Source organism: Streptomyces sp. NBC_01549 (genome assembly GCF_026339955.1).
In the GTDB taxonomy this organism is placed as follows: Bacteria; Actinomycetota; Actinomycetes; order Streptomycetales; family Streptomycetaceae; genus Streptomyces.
The window spans coordinates 1,901,159-1,918,603 of the sequence record NZ_JAPEPW010000002.1 but is presented as its reverse complement, the minus strand read 5'-3'; the positions used below and the strand labels follow the sequence as shown (position 1 = coordinate 1,918,603).

Here is a 17,445-nt window from a genome sequence, read left to right as displayed (position 1 = left end):
CACTCAGATCACTCCGTTCGACTTGAGCAGGCGCAGCTCCTCGTCGCCGAGGCCGAGCTCGCCGATGTAGACCTCTTCGTTGTGCTCACCGAGCAGGGGCGAACTGGTCACGTCCACGGGGGAGTCGGAGAGCTTCAGCGGGCTGCCCACGGTCATGAACTCGCCCCGCTCGGGGTGTGGCACCGTCACGACCATCTCGTTGGCGACCAGCGACTCGTCCTCGATGATCTCCTTGGTGGACAGGATCGGGCCGCACGGGATGTTGTGGGCGTTGAGCCTCTCCAGCACCTCCCATTTGGGGAGCGTGGCCGACCACTCCTCGATGAGCTGGAACATCTTGGTGAGCTGGGGCAGGCGGGCCTCAGGGGTCGTCCAGTCGGGGTCGTCCGCCAGTTCCGGCCGCCCGATGAGCTCGGTGATCGGCTTCCAGCCCACGGGCTGCACGATGACGTACACATAGTCGTTGGGGCCGCCCGGCGCGCACTTGACCGCCCAGCCCGGCTGGCCGCCGCCGGACGCGTTGCCGGACCGGGGAACCTCGACGCCGAAGTCGTCGTTGGGATATTCGGCGAGCGGTCCATGTGTCAGTCGCTGCTGATCGCGCAACTTCACCCGGCAGAGGTTGAGCACGGCATGCTGCATGGCCACGTTGACCCGCTGCCCGCGCCCGGTGTTCTCCCGCTGGTACAGCGCCGCGAGAATCCCCGCCACGGCGTGGATGCCCGTGCCCGAGTCCCCGATCTGGGCCCCCGTAGCCAGCGGTGGCCCGTCCTCGAAACCGGTGGTCGACATCGACCCGCCCATGGCCTGCGCGACGACCTCGTACGCCTTGAAGTTGGTGTACGGGCCGTCCCCGAACCCCTTGATGGAGGCATAGACGATTCGCGGATTGATCTCCTGGATGCGGTCCCAGGTGAAGCCCATACGGTCGACCGCGCCCGGTCCGAAGTTCTCGACCATGACGTCGGAGCGCCGGATCAGCTCGGTGAGGATCTCCTTGCCGCGCTCGGTCTTGGTGTTGAGGGTGATGCTCCGCTTGTTGCAGTTGAGCATCGTGAAGTAGAGGGAGTCGACGTCGGGGAGGTCGCGTAGTTGCTTGCGGGTGATGTCACCGGTCGGCGCCTCCAGCTTGACGACGTCCGCGCCCAGCCAGGCGAGCAGCTGTGTGGCGGACGGGCCCGACTGGACGTGCGTCATGTCGAGGACGCGGATGCCTTCGAGAGCCTTGGTCATGCCAGGGTCACCTCACTTGTACATCGTCTGGTTCATGGTTCCGGGGGCGTACGCGTCCGGGTCGACCCAGACGTTGATCAGCGACGGCTTGCCCGACTCCCGGGCGCGCCGCAGCGCAGGGCCGATGTCGGCGGGGTCGCGGACCTCCTCGCCGTAACCGCCCAGCATCTGCGCGAACTTGTCGTAGTGGACGTCGCCGAGGGTGTTGCCGATCCGCTCGCGCTCCAGACCGTATTTCTGGGCCTGGCCGTAACGGATCTGGTTCATGGAGGAGTTGTTGCCGACGATGCCGACGAAGGGGAGGTTGTAGCGGACGAGAGTCTCGAAGTCCCAGCCGGTCAGGGAGAACGCGCCGTCCCCGAAGAGGGCGACGACCTCCTTGTCGGGCCGTGCCTGCTTGGCCGCGAGGACGAACGGGATGCCGACGCCGAGCGTGCCGAGCGGGCCCGGGTCCATCCAGTGCCCGGGTGACTTGGGCTGGACGACCTGCCCGGAGAAGGTGACGATGTCGCCGCCGTCCCCGATGTAGATCGAGTCCTCGGTGAGGAAGTCGTTGATCTCGCTGACCAGGCGGTACGGGTGGATCGGCGAGGCGTCCGACTTCAGGCTGGGCAGCCGCTTCTCGAGGGCCGTCTGCTCGGCGGCGCGCAGTTCGTCCAGCCACTCCTTGCGCTTCGACGCGCCTCCGTTGAGGCGCCCGGAGGCCGCCTCGGTGACCGACTTCAGGATCAGCCCCGCGTCGCCGACGATCCCGAGGTCGATGTCCCGGTTCTTGCCGACGGTCCGGTAGTCGAGGTCGATCTGCACGACGGTCGCGTCCGGGGAGAGACGCTTGCCGTAGCCCATGCGGAAGTCGAAGGGCGTACCCACGATGACGATGACATCGGCGTTGGAGAAGGCGTACCGGCGCGAGAGCTGGAAGTGGTGCGGGTCCCCGGGCGGCAGGGTGCCGCGCCCGGCGCCGTTCATGTACGCCGGGATGTTGAGGGTGCGGACGAGCTCGATGGCGGACGCGGTGCCGCGCGTCGTCCACACCTGGCTGCCGAGCAGGATCGCGGGCTTCTCGGCGTGGACGAGGAGGTCGGCGAGCTTCTCGACCGCCTCGGGGTCACCGGCCGAGCGGGTCGAGGCCCGGTAGTGGCCGGCGGCCGGGATCCGGGCCTTCTCCACCGGGACCTTGGCGTCCAGGACATCGCGCGGGATCTCCAGGAAGGAGGGGCCGGGGGCGCCGTGATAGCACTCCCGGAACGCCATCGACACCATGTCGGCGGCGCGCGCCGTGTCCGGCACGGTCGCCGCGAACTTGGTGATCGGGGTCATCATGTCGACGTGCGGCAGGTCCTGCAGGGACCCCATCTTGTGCTGGGTGTGCGCCCCCTGGCCGCCGATGAGCAGCATGGGGGACTCGGCGCGGAAGGCGTTCGCGACGCCGGTCACGGCGTCGGTCGTACCGGGACCCGCCGTGACGACGGCGCATCCGGGCTTGCCGGTGATGCGTGCGTAGCCGTCGGCGGCGTGGGCGGCGACCTGCTCGTGTCGGACGTCGACGACCTCTATGCCTTCGTCGACGCAGCCGTCGTAGATGTCGATGATGTGGCCGCCGCACAGGGTGTAGATGACCTCCACACCTTCTGCTTTGAGTGCCTTGGCGACCAGATGCCCACCGGAGATGGAGTCCTGGCTGATGTCGTCGGGCATGGCGAAGTCCTGTCCCTTCGTAGGGGGTTGGAACGCTCTCGCGGTACATTGCATACAGTCGACGAATACTGTATGAAGCTTGTTATCCCGCATCCGGTGGGTGGTGTCCAGGGGGCGTGCGGCACTTTTCGGGGGGCCGGGCGTCGCTCCCCGGACAGACACAGCAGTCAGGAGCCGGTGATGGACCTGTACGAGCACCAGGCAAGGGAACTCTTCGAGGAATACGGCATCTTGGTGCCGAGGGCCGAGGTCACGGACTCGCCCAAGGAAGCACGCGCGATCGCCCGCCGACTCGGCGGCCGAGTCGTGGTGAAAGCCCAGGTGAAGACCGGTGGACGCGGCAAGGCGGGCGGGGTCAAACTCGCCGCCGACCCGGCCGCAGCCGAACTCACGGCACGTCAGATCCTCGGCATGGACATCAAGGGCCACACGGTCGGCAAGGTGATGCTGGCCCAACCGGTCGACATCGAGAGCGAGTTCTACGTCAGTTACGTCCTCGACCGCGCAGCCGGACGCTTCCTCGCGATCGCCTCGGCGGAGGGTGGCATGGAGATCGAGGAGGTGGCCGCGAGCCGCCCGGAAGCGGTGGCGCGTGTCCCCGTCGACCCGACCGAGGGTGTCACCTCGGCGAAGGCGACCGAGATCGCCGAGGCCGCGGGACTGCCCCCGGAGACCGTCGACGTCCTCGTACGCCTCTGGGGAGTGCTGACCCACGAGGACGCCGTGCTCGTCGAGGTGAACCCCCTCGTACGCACGGCCAGAGGGCAGATCCTCGCCCTGGACGGCAAGGTCACCCTGGACGACAACGCCCGCTTCCGCCAGGCACGTTGGGGGGAACAGGAGGTCGCGCACGACGACCCGCTCGAGGCGGCGGCCGCGGCCAAGGGCCTCAACTACGTCAAGCTGAACGGCGAGGTGGGCATCATCGGCAACGGCGCGGGCCTCGTCATGTCGACACTCGACGTGGTCGCGGGCTGCGGCGCCCGCCCCGCCAACTTCCTCGACATCGGCGGCGGGGCCTCCGCCCAGATCATGGCCGACGGCCTCTCCGTGATCCTGTCCGACCCGGCCGTGAATTCGGTCTTCGTCAACGTCTTCGGCGGCATCACGGCCTGCGACGCGGTCGCCGACGGCATCGTGCGGGCGCTGGAGACCGTCCGGCTGACCAGACCGCTCGTGGTCCGCCTCGACGGCAACAACGCCGTCCACGGCCGCGCCATCCTCGACGGCCGCGCGCACCCCCTGGTCGAGCAGGCCACCACCATGGACGACGCCGCGCGCCGCGCGGCCCGACTCGCCACCGCCGGCTGAAGGAGGAACAGGACATGGCCATCTTTCTCACCAAGGAGAGCAAGGTTCTCGTCCAGGGCATGACCGGCGGCGAGGGCATGAAGCACACCCGGCGGATGCTCGCCGCCGGCACGGACGTCGTCGGCGGGGTCAACCCGCGCAAGGCGGGGCAGGCCGTCGACTTCGACGACCGGGTGGTGCCCGTCTTCGGTTCGGTCCGCGAGGGAATGGCGGCGACCGGCGCCGACGTCACCGTCGTGTTCGTTCCGCCCGCGTTCGCCAAGGCCGCGGTGATCGAGGCCGCCGACGCGGGCATCGGGCTCGCCGTCGTCATCACCGAGGGCATCCCCGTCCACGACTCCGTCGCCTTCCACGCGTACGCCACCACGAAGGGCACCCGCGTCATCGGCCCCAACTGCCCGGGCCTGATCACTCCGGGGCAGTCGAACGCGGGCATCATCCCCGCCGACATCACCAAGCCGGGGCGCATCGGTCTGGTGTCCAAGTCGGGCACGCTGACGTACCAACTCATGTACGAACTCCGCGACATCGGCTTCTCGACATGCGTGGGCATCGGCGGCGACCCCGTCGTCGGCACCACCCACATCGACTGCCTGGCCGCCTTCCAGAACGACCCCGACACCGAACTCGTCGTCCTCATCGGCGAGATCGGCGGCGATGCCGAGGAGCGGGCGGCCGCGTACGTCCGCGATCACGTCACCAAGCCCGTCGTCGCCTACGTCGCCGGTTTCACCGCGCCCGAGGGCAGGACGATGGGCCACGCGGGCGCGATCGTCTCCGGCTCGGCGGGCACCGCACAGGCCAAGAAGGAGGCCCTCGAAGCGGCCGGCGTACGGGTGGGCGGCACACCGACCGAGACGGCCCGGCTGGTGCTGACCCGATGGGAATCGGAGCGTGTCGCCGCACAGGAGTGAGATGAGACGTCACTCATAGTTGATGTGAGGTGACTGTCACGAGCGGAGCCTCCTCAGTACCTTCCTCCGTACGTACGCGACCACCCACCCGCGTACGGACCCTTCCCTCCGTACGTACGCGACCACCCACCCGCGTACGGACCCTTCCCTCCGTACGTACGCGACCACCCACCCGCGTACGGACCCTTCCCTCCGTGCGGACGCGACCACCGTCCTCCTCCGCACGGATGCGACCACTCCTCGTCCGGGCCCGTGCACCATGCAGCTCGGCAGGAGCCAGGCACCTCCCGCCCCCGACTGTGCACCGAGAGCGGAGACATCCGAATGGCATCCACCCTCAACACCCCCCTCGTTCTGAAGTCCGGTACGTCCTGGGCCGACGCCTGGCAGCGCTGCCTCGCCGTCGCCCCCGAGGCGTTCCAGGAGGACCGCGTCCTCAATCTCTGGGACGCCTCCTGGCGGGCGGACGGCCGGGCACTGCCCGCCACCAGTCCGGTCGACGGAAGCCCCATCGCGGGCCCGCCCCGCCTGAACGCCGCAACCGCCCACCAGGCCGTACGGGCCTCACTCGACCAGCACCGGGCCTGGCGCCACGTCCCGCTCGCCGAACGACGGGCGCGCGTCGCGGCCACCCTCGACGCCCTGACCGAGCACCGCGAGCTGCTCGCCCTCCTCCTCGTCTGGGAGATCGGCAAGCCCTGGCGACTCGCGCAGGCCGACGTGGACCGGGCGATCGACGGCGTGCGCTGGTACGTCGACGGCATCGAGCCCATGGTGGACGGCCGGGCTCCGCTCGAGGGGCCCGTGTCCAACATCGCGAGCTGGAACTACCCGATGAGCGTGCTCGTTCACGCAATGCTGGTACAGGCATTGGCAGGGAACGCGGTCATCGCCAAGACCCCCACCGACGGCGGCGTCGCCTGCCTCACCCTGGCCGGCGCGCTCGCCGCACGCGAAGGGATCCCCGTCACCCTCGTCAGCGGCAGCGGAGGCGAGCTGTCGGAGGCGCTGGTCCGCGCGCCCGAGATCGGCTGCGTCTCCTTCGTCGGCGGCCGTGACACGGGTGCCGCGGTGGCCACCGCCGTCGCCGACCTGGGCAAGCGGCATGTACTCGAACAGGAGGGACTCAACACCTGGGGCATCTGGAACCACACGGACTGGGACGCACTGACAGCCGTCATCCCCAAGCTGTTCGACTACGGCAAGCAGCGCTGCACCGCCTACCCGCGCTTCGTCGTCCAGCGCACGCTGTTCGACGAGTTCCTCGCCGCCTACCTCCCCGCCGTCCGCACCCTGCGGGTCGGTCACCCGCTGGCCGTCGAGCACCCCGAAGACCCCTACCCCGCGCTGGACTTCGGGCCCGTCATCAACGCCGCCAAGGCGAAGGAGCTGCACGACCAGGTGGCGGAGGCCATCGACCGCGGCGCCGTCCCGCTGCACCGCGGCAAGCTGACCGACGCACGCTTCCTGCCCGGCCAGGACACGGCGGCGTACGTCCAACCGGTCACGCTCCTGAACCCGCCGCCGTCCTCACCACTGCACCACGCGGAGCCCTTCGGCCCGGTCGACACCATCGTCCTGGTCGACACCGAGGCGGAGCTGCTCGCCGCGATGAACGCGTCGAACGGCGCGCTCGTCGCCACGCTGTCCACGGACGACGAGGCGACGTACGCCCGACTGGCCCCGCAGATCCGCGCGTTCAAGGTCGGCCGCGGCAAGCCCCGCTCCCGCGGCGACCGCGACGAGCTCTTCGGCGGCCTCGGCGCGTCCTGGCGCGGCGCCTTCGTCGGCGGCGAGCTGCTCGTGCGCGCCGTCACGCAGGGGCCGGCGGGGGAGCGGCTGCCGGGCAACTTCCCCGAGTACCAGCTCGTTCCGTGAGGTGGGGGTGGGCGGTACCCGCTTCAGGGTGCCGCCCGCTCTCTCGGACTCTCGAGATGATCTCGTCCACCAGCCAGTGGGCGACACCCGGTGGGTAGGGCTGGGGCAGGCCCAGCACGACATGGTTCACGCCGATGCCGATGAGCTCGGCGACGGTGGCGCGGGTGGCGGCGGGATCGTCGTACGAGACGACGACCTGTACGGAACGGGTGATCTCGCGCGGATCCCGTCCGATGTCCGCGCAGTGCGCGTCCAGCACCCGACCGCGCTCGGCGACGAACTCCACACTGTGGTGCGGCGGCCCGGGGATGTTCCAGATGTCGGCCCGCTCGGCGACGAGCCGCAACAGTCGAGTCCCCCAGCCGCCGATCAGCAGGGGTGGCCCAGGCCGCTGCACCGGCTTGGGCTCGTTGCGCGTGCCCCGCAGCCGGTAGTAGCGCCCCTCGAAGTCGAAGGGGTCGTCCTCCGTCCACATCCGGCGCAGGATCTCGACCGTCTCGCCGAGCCGGGCGACCCCCTCGCCGGGCGGGACGAGGGAGAGCCCGTACGCCTCGTACTCGGCGATCGCCGGATTCTCACCGGCGATCCCGCCCGCGCCGGGCGGCTGATGGGTGCCGCCGACACCGATGCCCATGACCAGCCGACCGCCGGAGATCACGTCCACGGTCGAGGCGATCTTCCCGAGGACGGCGGGCGGGCGGATGCGGTTGCTGGTGACGAGGAGCCCGAGCCGCAGCCGCTCGGTCTGGGCGGCCAGGGCGCTGAGCAGCGTCCAACTCTCATGGATCTGGCCGTCCTTGGGGCCACGGAGCGGAAGCAGATGGTCCCAGAGCCAGGCGTCCTCGATCTCTGGCAGGGCGTCGGCCTCCTGCCAGACGCGGCGGATGTCGTCGTAGGAGACGTGCATGGGGGTGGTCTTGATACCGAAGCGCACACGCTGATCGCTCATATCGATCACCGTAGACAATCATCAGCTCAGCTGACAATCAGTTTTGGGTACAGTTCCCGGCATGACCGGTGAGCGCCCTCCCGTACCTCCCGTACCTCCCGCACGTCATGTCCCTCCCGTGCCCCTTGAGTCCCGGCTCGGCTATCTGCTCAAGCACGCCCAGCAGCGGCTGGCGCGGGCGTCCGCACAGGCGCTGGCGCCCATCGGGATCGACGGCCACGAGCTCGCGGTGCTGGCGGTACTCGCCGCCGAGTACCCGTTGTCGCAGGTCGAGGTGGCCGGACTGCTCGGTGTCGACCGCACCACGATGGTCGCGCTCATCGACGGCCTGGAGGATCAGGGGCTGGTCGAGCGGCGCCGCAGTCCGCAGGACCGGCGCAAGAACATCGTCGAGCTGACGCCCGCGGGCCGGGACTGCCTCGACCGGGCCGAGCGCGCGCGCCTCGCGATGGAGCGGCACTTCCTCGACCCGCTGGGTGAGGAAGCGGCGGCCGCGCTTGTGCGGGCCTTGCGGATCCTGGTGGTGGAGGAGCGTCGGATCGCGGAGTGACGGTGCGGGTCCGGGGCCCTTCGGCCCCCCGTTCCGGGAACCCTCGGTGGCCGTCTTGTCACCTGCCGTTATCGGCTTCGCGCCCCCTCGTTCGGCCTCGCGCAGCCGCTCCCGCAGCCTGGATATGCAGGTGAAAGGCACTCTGAAACCTTGGTATTGTTGTCCATGTCGCCGCGGGGAACACCTCCGGCCAGGCGGCAGACACCTAGTCCGGGTGGCGGAATGGCAGACGCGCTAGCTTGAGGTGCTAGTGCCCTTTATCGGGCGTGGGGGTTCAAGTCCCCCCTCGGACACTCGCTGGGACGTTCACGAGATCGTCCCCGATGCGTTCACGAATTACCGGTTGAGTCATGTGACTCACCGGTTTTTCGTCGTTCCGGAGGCCTTCGGGTCGCGTGATCGGCTCGGTGAGGGGTTGGTGCGGTGGCGGTCCGGGTGCTGCACCTCTCACCTGCAGAAACAGGACATGCCTGTGCGACGACTCGTGGCCGTGGCGCAGGCACGTGGGGCTTTCAGGGGATGGAGTGCGGCGGGGGCGCGTCACTCACGTGGCGGAGGCTCGGCCGGCCCGGTCGGAAGCGGTTGCGACCGAGATGGCTCGATGGGCTGGCCGCTTGTGGGTGCTGTAACTCGCTATAGCGATACGCGGACAAGGGCCTCGACCTAGCGGTCGCGGCCCTACCTGCGTGTTCGTAACTGATCGTGATCCCGAGTGCTTCGTAGAGCGGGCTCTTCTTCTCTGCGTCGACGGCCTGCACGCGTTGTGCGATGTCTCCGAGTCTCTCAGTGATCTCCCGGATCTGGTCGGCGCTGAGGGGAGATTTCTTCTTTCGAGTGGCGGCAGGTGGGGTGTCGAGCTTCTTGCGTGCTGTCTCCTTGTCCGCCTGCGCTTCGTTGATCCATTGGGTGACGACGGCGGGGTCGGCGCCGGCTTCGAGGGCGGCCTGGTAGCGGGCGAGACGCCGCTCGCACTCCTTGACGATTTTGCGAGCCTGAGCCTGCTCCGGCGTGAGTGTCTCTGCCGCGTTTGCTGCCGCGCTGGCTTGGGCGAGGGCGGTGATGGTGGCGGTGAGCCGGTCGGGGGCGAAGGCTTTCGCGATCCTGTGGGGCTCGTAAAGTCATCGCTGCACCCATGAGGGCCGGGGTTGTCAAGGCGCGTGAGCCCCCTCCCCGGTGAGGTTGTGGCCTGGTTCACCGGGCTGTCGTGGCTGGTGGGTGGGGATGTCCAGGCGGTGGTCCCCCGGTTTGTGGTCCTGCGGAGGGAAGCCTCCACGCACCCATTCGATCCCGGCCGGCCGGGCCGGATCATGACCTTGCTTCGGGGGCCGGGCTGCTCATTCAGGTCATCGAGCGCGGCATGGCCGGCTCATGCAGCGATGCGAGCTCGCCCGGGGCTTGGTGTTCCACTCTTTGGATGTGGTCGTCACGCGGGGGTGCACGGCTTTGTTGGCTGGCGTGCCGCCTCGGCGTCGCGCATCAGGTGATAGGCGTGGGTGAGGAGTTTGCGGGCGATCGCGATGGTGGCGATCTTCTTCCCGCGGCGGTGCGCGATCTGCTCGTAGTGGGCCGCGAACTGCGGGGAGCGTTTCGCGGTCTGTGCCCCCTCGTTCATGATCCAGCGGAGCCAGGGGTCACCCTGTTTGGAGATGTGCCCGTAGCGCACGGTGCGGTCCGAGCCTCGGACGGTGGGAGTGAGCCCGGCCCAGGAGGCGAGCTTGCGGGCGGAGGGGAAACGCGCGATGTCGCCGACCTCGGCCACGATGATCTGGGCGGTAAGCCGGCCGACGCCGGGCAGTGTGGTGAGCGCCTTCACCCGCGGATCCGTCCTGGCCGTCTCGGTCAAGTCCTGGTCGGTCCGGTCGATGACCTGCTGGAGTGCGTCGATGATCTCCAGCAGGTCGGCCACCACGTGCCGGGAGGCTTCCGGCAGCGGCAGTTCGTCCAGCCAGGCCCGGCCCGGTGCGCTCCAGCAGCTGGACGCACGGTCGCAGCCATGGTGGGCCAGCACGGCGTGGATCCGGTTGCGCAACAGCGTGCGCAGTCGCACGAGTTGGGCGCGGTGGCGCAGCACGGCCCGCTGCTCACGCACGTGCGCTGGGGCGATCCACGCCTCCGGCAGCAGGTCCTCGCGCAGCAGATGGGCCAGGGTCGCGGCGTCGACCTTGTCGTTCTTCAGCCGCGCCGAGGCGATCGCCTTGCACTGCAGCGGATGTGCCATGTGCGCCTCGAAGCCGTAATCCTGGAGCAGCTCGATCAGCCAGCCCCACCCGAACGCTGCCTCGAACGCCACCGGTGTGCCCACCGGCAGCTCTCCGATCACCCCCAGCACCGGCTCCCGACCGTTCGGCACGTTCCGGTTCACCGCAATCTTCCCGCCCTCGTCCGTTACGGCGATCTGTGACCGACGGCGGTGTACATCAATCCCGACACAAGCCTGCATCCCGGGCCTCCTCCCCGAGTCCGAACCATCCGTAACCGATGATCCTCCGAGCCCGCCGCGATGGGGCCCCGGCCCTCATAGGGTCAGGTCATGCGGCGTATCGGTACTCGTTGATGAGGCCGCCGAGGATTCGGGTGCGCAGCAGTCTGCGGGTGCCGATGTTTGTTGCCGTGGGTTGTTCGTGGGCGTTTGGTGGTATCTGGTTGCGGGCCTGGTGGGGACGGTGTTCGTTGTGGTGCTGCTGGTACGCCGCGAGGACCTGTCGAGCATGCGCTTCGTTCAGGATGAGGACGTGGTCCAGGGCCTCGCGGCGGATGCTTCCGATGATGCGCTCGCAGTGCGCGTTCATCCGCGGCGCCCGCGCTGCACTCTTGATCACGTCCAGTTCTTCGGCCTCGAAGACGGCGTCGAACGCCGTGCCGTACTTGCCGTCCCGGTCGCGAAGCAGGAAGCGCAGGGACTCCATACGCATACCGAGGCCCGCGGTGAGATTCCTCGCCTGCTGCAGCGTCCACTGCCGCGTGGGGTTGGCGGTGACGCCGGTGATGTGCAGGCGCCTCGTGCAGTGCTCGAGGAAGGTCAGTGCGTACAGCCGTCTGCCGAGCGCCGTATCGATATGGAAGAAATCGACTGCGAGGATGCCCTCGGCCTGGGCAGTGAGGAACTCGCGCCATGTGGGGCCGGAACGACGTGGCGCCGGGTCGACGCCTGCTGCGTGGAGAATCTCCCACACTGTCGAGGCGGCGATCCGGTGGCCCAGTCGAGCCAACTCGCCTTGGATCCTCCTGTGCCCCCACCGCGGGTTCTCGCTGGCGAGTCGTAGTACGAGCTTCTTCAGTGCTGCGTCGGTCGGTGGCCGACCGGTGCGCCTGCGTGCGCTGTAGTCCCACTTCGCGGCGACGAATCGGCGGTGCCAGCCGAGCAGGGTGCCGGGCGTGACCGGGAAGGCCTCGTGCCAGCGACGCCGGGGTATGAGCCCCGAGAGAGCAGCGAACCAGAACCGATCGTCTGCCTCGTAGCGGACCGGAACGGCCAGCTGTCGGCGCAGCACCGCGTTCTGGTGCCGCAACACAAGAAGCTCCGCGTCTTTCGCCGCGTCGCTGCGCAGCAGCACCGATGGTAGGGAGAGTAGCTTCCGGGTCAGCTTGTACAGCATGGACACGATCACCCGGCCATGCTCCCAGTTGACGAGCTGTCACCGCGCCGACCTGCGGCGATGACTTTTCGAGCGCCACACCCTGCGCCCATGGTTCCCTGCTGTTCCCCCTTCGTTCCGGCATGCACGTGGCACGATGTCATGACCTTGATCGCGCGGAGGCCACCCTGCATGGCATGGACACGCCGTGCGCTGACTGGATTAATATTGTGGCCCACGAGAACCAGCCCGGCCGCCTCCAGCCGATGGCGGCCGACCCCGACCGTGCGGAGCTGCCGGGAGTCCGACACCGGCGTCGGGCAGAGCGGGAACGGATTCGGCAAACCCCCCGCCAAACAGACCAGTTGATCGGCATCATGGTCATGTGACGTATTTCGCCGAGATACTACTGCCCGATGAAACCTCCGTGCGCATGGAGCTGGCGCCCGTGGGGGCTGTTGGCAACGGTACGGGCGGGGACCTGCCCGGGGGCATCGACGGGGTCACTCCGGTCGGGCGGAGCGACCGGGCCGCCACCGTCGCCACCGACACGCTGCGCGCCGTGCTGCGTCCCCTCGGTCCGCTGCTGCAGGAGGTGCACGACGCGGTAGGCACCGCGCACGACCGGCCGCAGGAGATCACGGTGCAGTTCGGCGTGCAAGTCGGGCAGGATCTCAAACTGGGGATCGTCGGGGCAGGTGCCCAGGCCAACCTCAGCGTTTCGGCGACCTGGCGAATGCCGAACAGTACGGAGTGACCGTGGGGTGGTTCCGCAGCGTGGGCGCCGACTCGCGTCCCCCCGCCGTTTCGATTCTGAGCCGGGCGGACGGCGAGCCCACCGGCTCGGGCGTGCTGATGCCCGGTCAGCACATACTGACCTGCGCCCACGTGGTCAACTGTGCCGTCGGCTGCGAGATGTTGGCTGTGCAGCACCCCGGACCGGTCTCGTTGCCGATCCGGGTGTACGGGCCGGACAGCACCCACATGTGCCAGGCCGAGCTGACGGCGTGGATAGCTCCACGCCCGGGGGACGGGGGGCTCGGGGCGTATGAGTGGAACGGCGACCTCGCCGTGCTCCGCCTCGACTCCGCACTGCCCCACAACATCCAGCCGCCGCGCTGGCGTCCCATGGTGGAAAAGCAGCTCGTGCGCGCCTGGCACGGCGGCGCGGAACGCGGCTCCTTCGCCGACGTCGAAGTGACCGAGTGCAACGGCCGCTTCGGCTACGTGGACGCACTGCGCGACAAACTCGCCGTCGGCCGCGGTTACAGCGGCGGCCCCCTGTGGTCGGGCCACGAGCGGGCTGTCGTCGGTCTCGTGACGGCGAAGCTCAACACCGACGGCGCGCTGCGGCGTGCCTGGGGTATTCCCTGGCAGCGGATCCGCGACGAACTGGCCTGTGCGGGTCTGGCAGATCTCACCACGCAGCCCGACGACAACGTGCGCGGGGATCCCTTCTACGCACAACTCGTCGCCCTCCTGGACCGGAGGCTGCCCCATCCCGAGGACTGGGCCCGCTGCGGGAGAGCCGTGGCCTGGGAGTGCGGGCTGGAGCACAGCGGAGACGGGGAACCGTCCGCCGAGGAATTCGCTCACCTGATGCTCACGCACGAACGCGCTTTGCCGACACTGGTCGGAGCGTTGCGCCACGCCGCCCCGCATCTGGCGGACGAACTCCTGCGCACCGGCCGTGGCACCCGTTTTCCGCGGCTGCTCACCCCCGGCGAGTACGACCTGCTGGTGCGGCGCCTGGAGTCGCTGGACGCGGCCTCCACAGTCCGCGTACCGGCAGCCCTGCGGGCGGCGCTGCCGCTGGCCGTCGTGCCCGAGCCGCTGGTCTCCCAGGCGTCACGGGGGCAGGGCATCGGGGATCTCGTCGGATACCTCGAACGCCTTCCCGGCCCCCGCGTGTCTTCCTTCGGTCGCCCCGGGGAGACGGTCCCGGTCCCGGGCCTGGTGCGCGCCGTCGAGTTCCTGGCCGCGGGCTGCCCTCCGGAGCAGCGGGACGCGCTGCGCCAATGGGGCGCGCGGGTCGTCGCGCGGCTGGCCATCCACCAGTCCGCACTGGAGGACCGCCTGTGGGGCTCGTAAAGTCATCGCTGCAGGTAGGTGAACGCGGTGCCGGAGATCGTCAACCCAAATCATGGTTGCCTCAAGCGAGGCTTTCCGCCAAGCCGTGATCATTCCGGCAGCGAAGCCGAAGACAAGCGTGCTCCCGTCGCGCCGGTAGGCTGCCGGGCCGTGAGCGAGTACCAGTACTACGAGTTCCTGGCCGTCGACCGCCCGCTGACCAAGGCCGAGATCGCCCAGGTGAGAGCGCTGTCTACGCGGGCCCGGATCACCTCCACCAGCTTCGTCAACGAATATCACTGGGGTGACTTCCACGGCGATCCCGCCAAGCTCGTCGAGCAGCTTTACGACGCCCACCTGTACTACGCGAACTGGGGCAGCCGCCGCCTTCTGCTGCGTATCCCCGCCTCCGTGCTCCCGGCCAAGACCGCGCAGGGCTACGCGCTTCAGGAGACACTCGCGGTGTGGACGCGCGGCGGCCATACCCTGCTGGACTTCTCCCTGAGCGCCGAGGACGGCGGCGAGTGGGATTTCGAGACCTCCTTCGAGCTCGCCTCGTTCGCCGGGCTCCGCGCCGAGCTCGCGGCTGGGGACCTTCGCCCGTTGTACCTGGGCTGGCTGGCCGCCATCGCCGTCTGGGAGCTCGCGGACGATGACGAAGAGGAGTACCGGCGCGAAACGGAGCCATCCGTCCCCGCCGGGCTGGCCGAGCTGACCGGGCCGCAGCGAGCCCTCGCGGACTTCCTGCGCGTCCCGCAGGACCTGCTCGCCGTCGCAGCGTCCAACAGCGCTCCGGCCACCGAGTCGGCGGCCGCCACGGACAGGCTCGCCGCCTTCATCGCCGGACTTCCGGCGCCCGAGAAGGACACCCTGCTGCTCCAGGCAGCCCTCGGCACAGCCCCCCAGCTCGGCCCCGGACTCCTGGCCCGCTTCCGGCAATCCCTACGCCCCAGCGAGGGCAGCCCCGGGGCACGCCGCAGCGCGGCCCAGCTCCTGGACGCGGCCCACCGCCACCGCACCGTGAGCGCCCAGCGGGAACGGGCCGCACGCGGGGCAGCGGAGCAAGCCCGAGTACGGGCAGTTGCCGAGGCCCGCGACGCGCGCCTGGACCACTTGGCTCGCGACCAGGCGACCGCCTGGCGCACCGTCGACGACCTCATCGCCCAGCGCAAACCGGCCGCCTACGATCAGGCCGTCGCGCTGCTCAGCGACCTGCGCGCACTCCACGCACGTCAGGGCAGCGCCGCCGACTTCGACCGCAGATTTGGCGAACTGCGCACAGCCCACCGAGGAAAGCCCTCGCTCATGCGCCGATTCGACGCCCTGGGCTTCCCCAACCCCTGACCGTCCGGCCGGGAACGAGCCGAGCCAAGACGCCTTCATACAGGGGTGTGCGCCAAAGCCACCCACTAGAAGCCGGGCGGCTTCGGCACGGAGTTGGGGACGGCCAGAGGCGGGCGCGTGCGGCACGTCCAGGCACAGCCCGACCGCAGCGCGGCGATGTCGGCCGTCGATACCACATGGCCCGTCCCGGTGTCAGGCCTGTACACGCAAGGGGAGTTCGGCTGCCGGTCCTCGGTAGGGTCGCGCTATGAGCAGCGCATCCCCTTCGCCTATCCGAGCCGTCGACTTCCCGTACGAGCAGTTCCTCGCGACGGTGGGCAGGCAGCCGACGGCGGCGCAGTGTGAACAGTGGGCCGACGAGCACCCCGGGGATCCGGACCAGGGCCGCGCCCTGGTGCACGCCGGATGGCTGACCGCCCGCGGCAAGCAGGGCCAGGGCGACGACGCAAAGGCGCTGGAGCTGTTCACTCGGGCGACGAAACTCAGCGGCGCGGCCGGCCGACAGGCGCAGGTCGGGGTGGTGGAGACGCTCTACGCGCAGGACCGCGAGCGGGACGCCGAACAGGCCGAGCAAGCCCTACGCGAGGAGCTGACCGAGCAGCCCGATGAGGCCGTGGCCGATCTGCAGGTCTTCGACGACATGGTCGACATGCTCGGGGAGATCGGCAGGTCCGAACGGGCCCTTGACTGGTGTCTGGCCGCCCTGGCACATCCCGCAGCGCGGGAGAACAAGGGGACCGTTGGTGGCGAGGCCGCCCGACTGCGCCGCGGGCTGCGCATCAGCCGGGCTCTCCTGCGCCGGGACCTCGGTCTGGAGCCGACCGACGACGACCTGGCCGCCGAAGCCGAGACTGACGCCGAACTACGGGAATTCGGCGAAGAGTTGGACCGGGCGCTGAGTGGGCTGCCGTCGGGGAGGCCGGTGGAGGTGCCCGAGGACACAGCGGCCTTCGACGGGATCGTGCTGCGCTGGGTACGCGAGGACTTCGCCGCGGTACGCACCCGCTGGCCCGAGTCGACCGACTCCTACGGGGACGACTACACCGCCTACATACAGCGGCTGCAGACCGACGCGCGCACCTACGCGGAGGCCGGCGCCGCCCGGGTGCACATCGTCAGCGCCACCCTGGCCGCGTACGAGGAGTTCGCCGTCCGGGAAGGGCGTGATGCCGACACCCCGGACACCCGCCGCGCGTTCAGCAGGCATGTGGTGCGCGCCCACCCGGACGAGTCGCTGGCCTGGCCCCCGCCGCGGAACGGGCCATGCTGGTGCGACTCGGGCCGAAAATACAAGAAGTGCTGCGGCGCCCCGGCCAGGAACTGATCTCGCAGGGAAGGACCACACAGTGGAGGGTCTGTCGGACCAGGACCTCGACGCCATGATCGCCGAGGCGCTCGTTGACGCCTACGGCGAGGACGAAGAGCTGGTCGGCTTCCATGCCGTGCTCAGCGACCGCGTTACCGTGCCCTTCACCACCGAAGTGTTGGGAGTCGACGTCATCGTCGAGGAGATCGACCTGCGACCAGGCAGCGGAGTGGTAGCGATCTGCCGCCGCGGACGGATCCTCCAACCCATAGGTCTTCGAGACCTCCCGCTGCCCGACCCTCCGCCCGAGGGCGCCGAATGGATCGAAGCTTTCCGCCACTGGGCCCTGTGAAGCCCTTCGGTGAAAAGCGTCCCGTAGAGGGAGGGATTCGTGCTCCGGTATCAACAGGGCCCTTGACCCTGCCCCTCGACAAGGCCGGAGCCAGAGAGCGCCACCCCTGTGAGGGATGTCGACCGGCGTCCAAGCTCAATGCGCTGAGTGCTATCTGCCCTACACCGATAGCTCAAGTACCGCGGTGAGACACGCATTCCGAAGACTCTCGGTATCGATCCCCCCTCGGACACAACGTTTACACACACGGATGGTGCTGGCCGAC

Annotated in this window: 14 protein-coding genes and 1 tRNA gene; 10 read left to right on the top strand and 5 right to left on the bottom strand. The window is 69.2% G+C overall.

Translation table 11 applies throughout. The features are described from left to right. Nucleotides 1-3: 3 nt before the first annotated feature. Together frc and OG819_RS43905 are read right to left on the bottom strand one after the other, a co-directional pair. On the bottom strand, nt 4-1,233 hold the full coding sequence (frc, locus tag OG819_RS43910; RefSeq protein ID WP_266630949.1) for a formyl-CoA transferase: 1,230 nt from the start codon (nt 1,231-1,233) through the stop codon (nt 4-6). A gap of 12 nt (nt 1,234-1,245) precedes the next feature. After that, nucleotides 1,246-2,931, bottom strand: coding sequence for a thiamine pyrophosphate-binding protein (locus OG819_RS43905; RefSeq protein ID WP_266654970.1), 1,686 nt, complete (start codon nt 2,929-2,931; stop codon nt 1,246-1,248). Between the two features lie 180 nt (nt 2,932-3,111). Between OG819_RS43905 and sucC the strand changes: the two genes are divergently transcribed. The 3 genes from sucC (at nt 3,112) to OG819_RS43890 (ending at nt 7,034) form a co-directional block, all read left to right on the top strand. Next, entirely contained in the window at nt 3,112-4,242 is a 1,131-nt protein-coding gene (sucC, locus tag OG819_RS43900; protein ID WP_266654968.1) for an ADP-forming succinate--CoA ligase subunit beta, read from the top strand. A 14-nt stretch (nt 4,243-4,256) separates the two neighbouring features. Further along, complete coding sequence (sucD, locus tag OG819_RS43895; RefSeq protein WP_266654966.1) at nt 4,257-5,156, top strand: succinate--CoA ligase subunit alpha; 900 nt, start codon at nt 4,257-4,259, stop codon at nt 5,154-5,156. A 324-nt stretch (nt 5,157-5,480) separates the two neighbouring features. Then, nucleotides 5,481-7,034, top strand: a complete 1,554-nt coding sequence (locus OG819_RS43890) for an aldehyde dehydrogenase family protein (RefSeq protein ID WP_097224065.1) — start codon at nt 5,481-5,483, stop codon at nt 7,032-7,034. Here the strand turns inward: OG819_RS43890 and OG819_RS43885 are convergent. Then, nucleotides 6,970-7,983 (bottom strand): LLM class flavin-dependent oxidoreductase, encoded by a 1,014-nt coding sequence (locus tag OG819_RS43885; protein ID WP_266630953.1) that lies wholly within the window; start codon nt 7,981-7,983, stop codon nt 6,970-6,972. The genes OG819_RS43890 and OG819_RS43885 overlap by 65 nt on opposite strands. A 118-nt stretch (nt 7,984-8,101) precedes the next feature. Here OG819_RS43885 and OG819_RS43880 point away from each other — a divergent pair, with 118 nt between their 5' ends. After that, nucleotides 8,102-8,533, top strand: coding sequence for a MarR family transcriptional regulator (locus tag OG819_RS43880; RefSeq protein ID WP_266654962.1), 432 nt, complete (start codon nt 8,102-8,104; stop codon nt 8,531-8,533). Nucleotides 8,534-8,741: 208 nt separating this feature from the next. Then, a tRNA-Leu gene (locus OG819_RS43875) sits at nt 8,742-8,826 on the top strand. Nucleotides 8,827-9,956: 1,130 nt separating this feature from the next. On the opposite strand, the gene OG819_RS43870 is transcribed toward OG819_RS43875, so the two are convergent. Next, nucleotides 9,957-10,973 carry an IS110 family transposase gene (locus OG819_RS43870; RefSeq protein ID WP_266654960.1) on the bottom strand — a complete coding sequence of 339 codons (1,017 nt, stop codon included), beginning with the start codon at nt 10,971-10,973 and terminating at the stop codon, nt 9,957-9,959. An 88-nt stretch (nt 10,974-11,061) separates the two neighbouring features. After that, nucleotides 11,062-12,141 carry an integrase core domain-containing protein gene (locus tag OG819_RS43865; protein ID WP_266654958.1) on the bottom strand — a complete coding sequence of 360 codons (1,080 nt, stop codon included), beginning with the start codon at nt 12,139-12,141 and terminating at the stop codon, nt 11,062-11,064. A 352-nt stretch (nt 12,142-12,493) separates the two neighbouring features. On the opposite strand from OG819_RS43865, the gene OG819_RS43860 reads away from it, so the two are divergent. The 5 genes from OG819_RS43860 (at nt 12,494) to OG819_RS43840 (ending at nt 17,180) form a co-directional block, all read left to right on the top strand. After that, the gene (locus tag OG819_RS43860; RefSeq protein WP_266654956.1) at nt 12,494-12,865 is read left to right on the top strand and encodes a CU044_2847 family protein; all 372 of its coding nucleotides are present in this window, start codon (nt 12,494-12,496) and stop codon (nt 12,863-12,865) included. A 2-nt stretch (nt 12,866-12,867) separates the two neighbouring features. Next, nucleotides 12,868-14,199, top strand: coding sequence for a trypsin-like peptidase domain-containing protein (locus OG819_RS43855; protein ID WP_266654954.1), 1,332 nt, complete (start codon nt 12,868-12,870; stop codon nt 14,197-14,199). Between the two features lie 150 nt (nt 14,200-14,349). Further along, complete coding sequence (locus OG819_RS43850) at nt 14,350-15,522, top strand: hypothetical protein (RefSeq protein WP_266654952.1); 1,173 nt, start codon at nt 14,350-14,352, stop codon at nt 15,520-15,522. A gap of 247 nt (nt 15,523-15,769) precedes the next feature. Next, nucleotides 15,770-16,846 (top strand): SEC-C domain-containing protein, encoded by a 1,077-nt coding sequence (locus OG819_RS43845; RefSeq protein ID WP_266654950.1) that lies wholly within the window; start codon nt 15,770-15,772, stop codon nt 16,844-16,846. A 22-nt stretch (nt 16,847-16,868) separates the two neighbouring features. Then, entirely contained in the window at nt 16,869-17,180 is a 312-nt protein-coding gene (locus OG819_RS43840) for a hypothetical protein (RefSeq protein ID WP_099498388.1), read from the top strand. Nucleotides 17,181-17,445 lie beyond the last annotated feature (265 nt).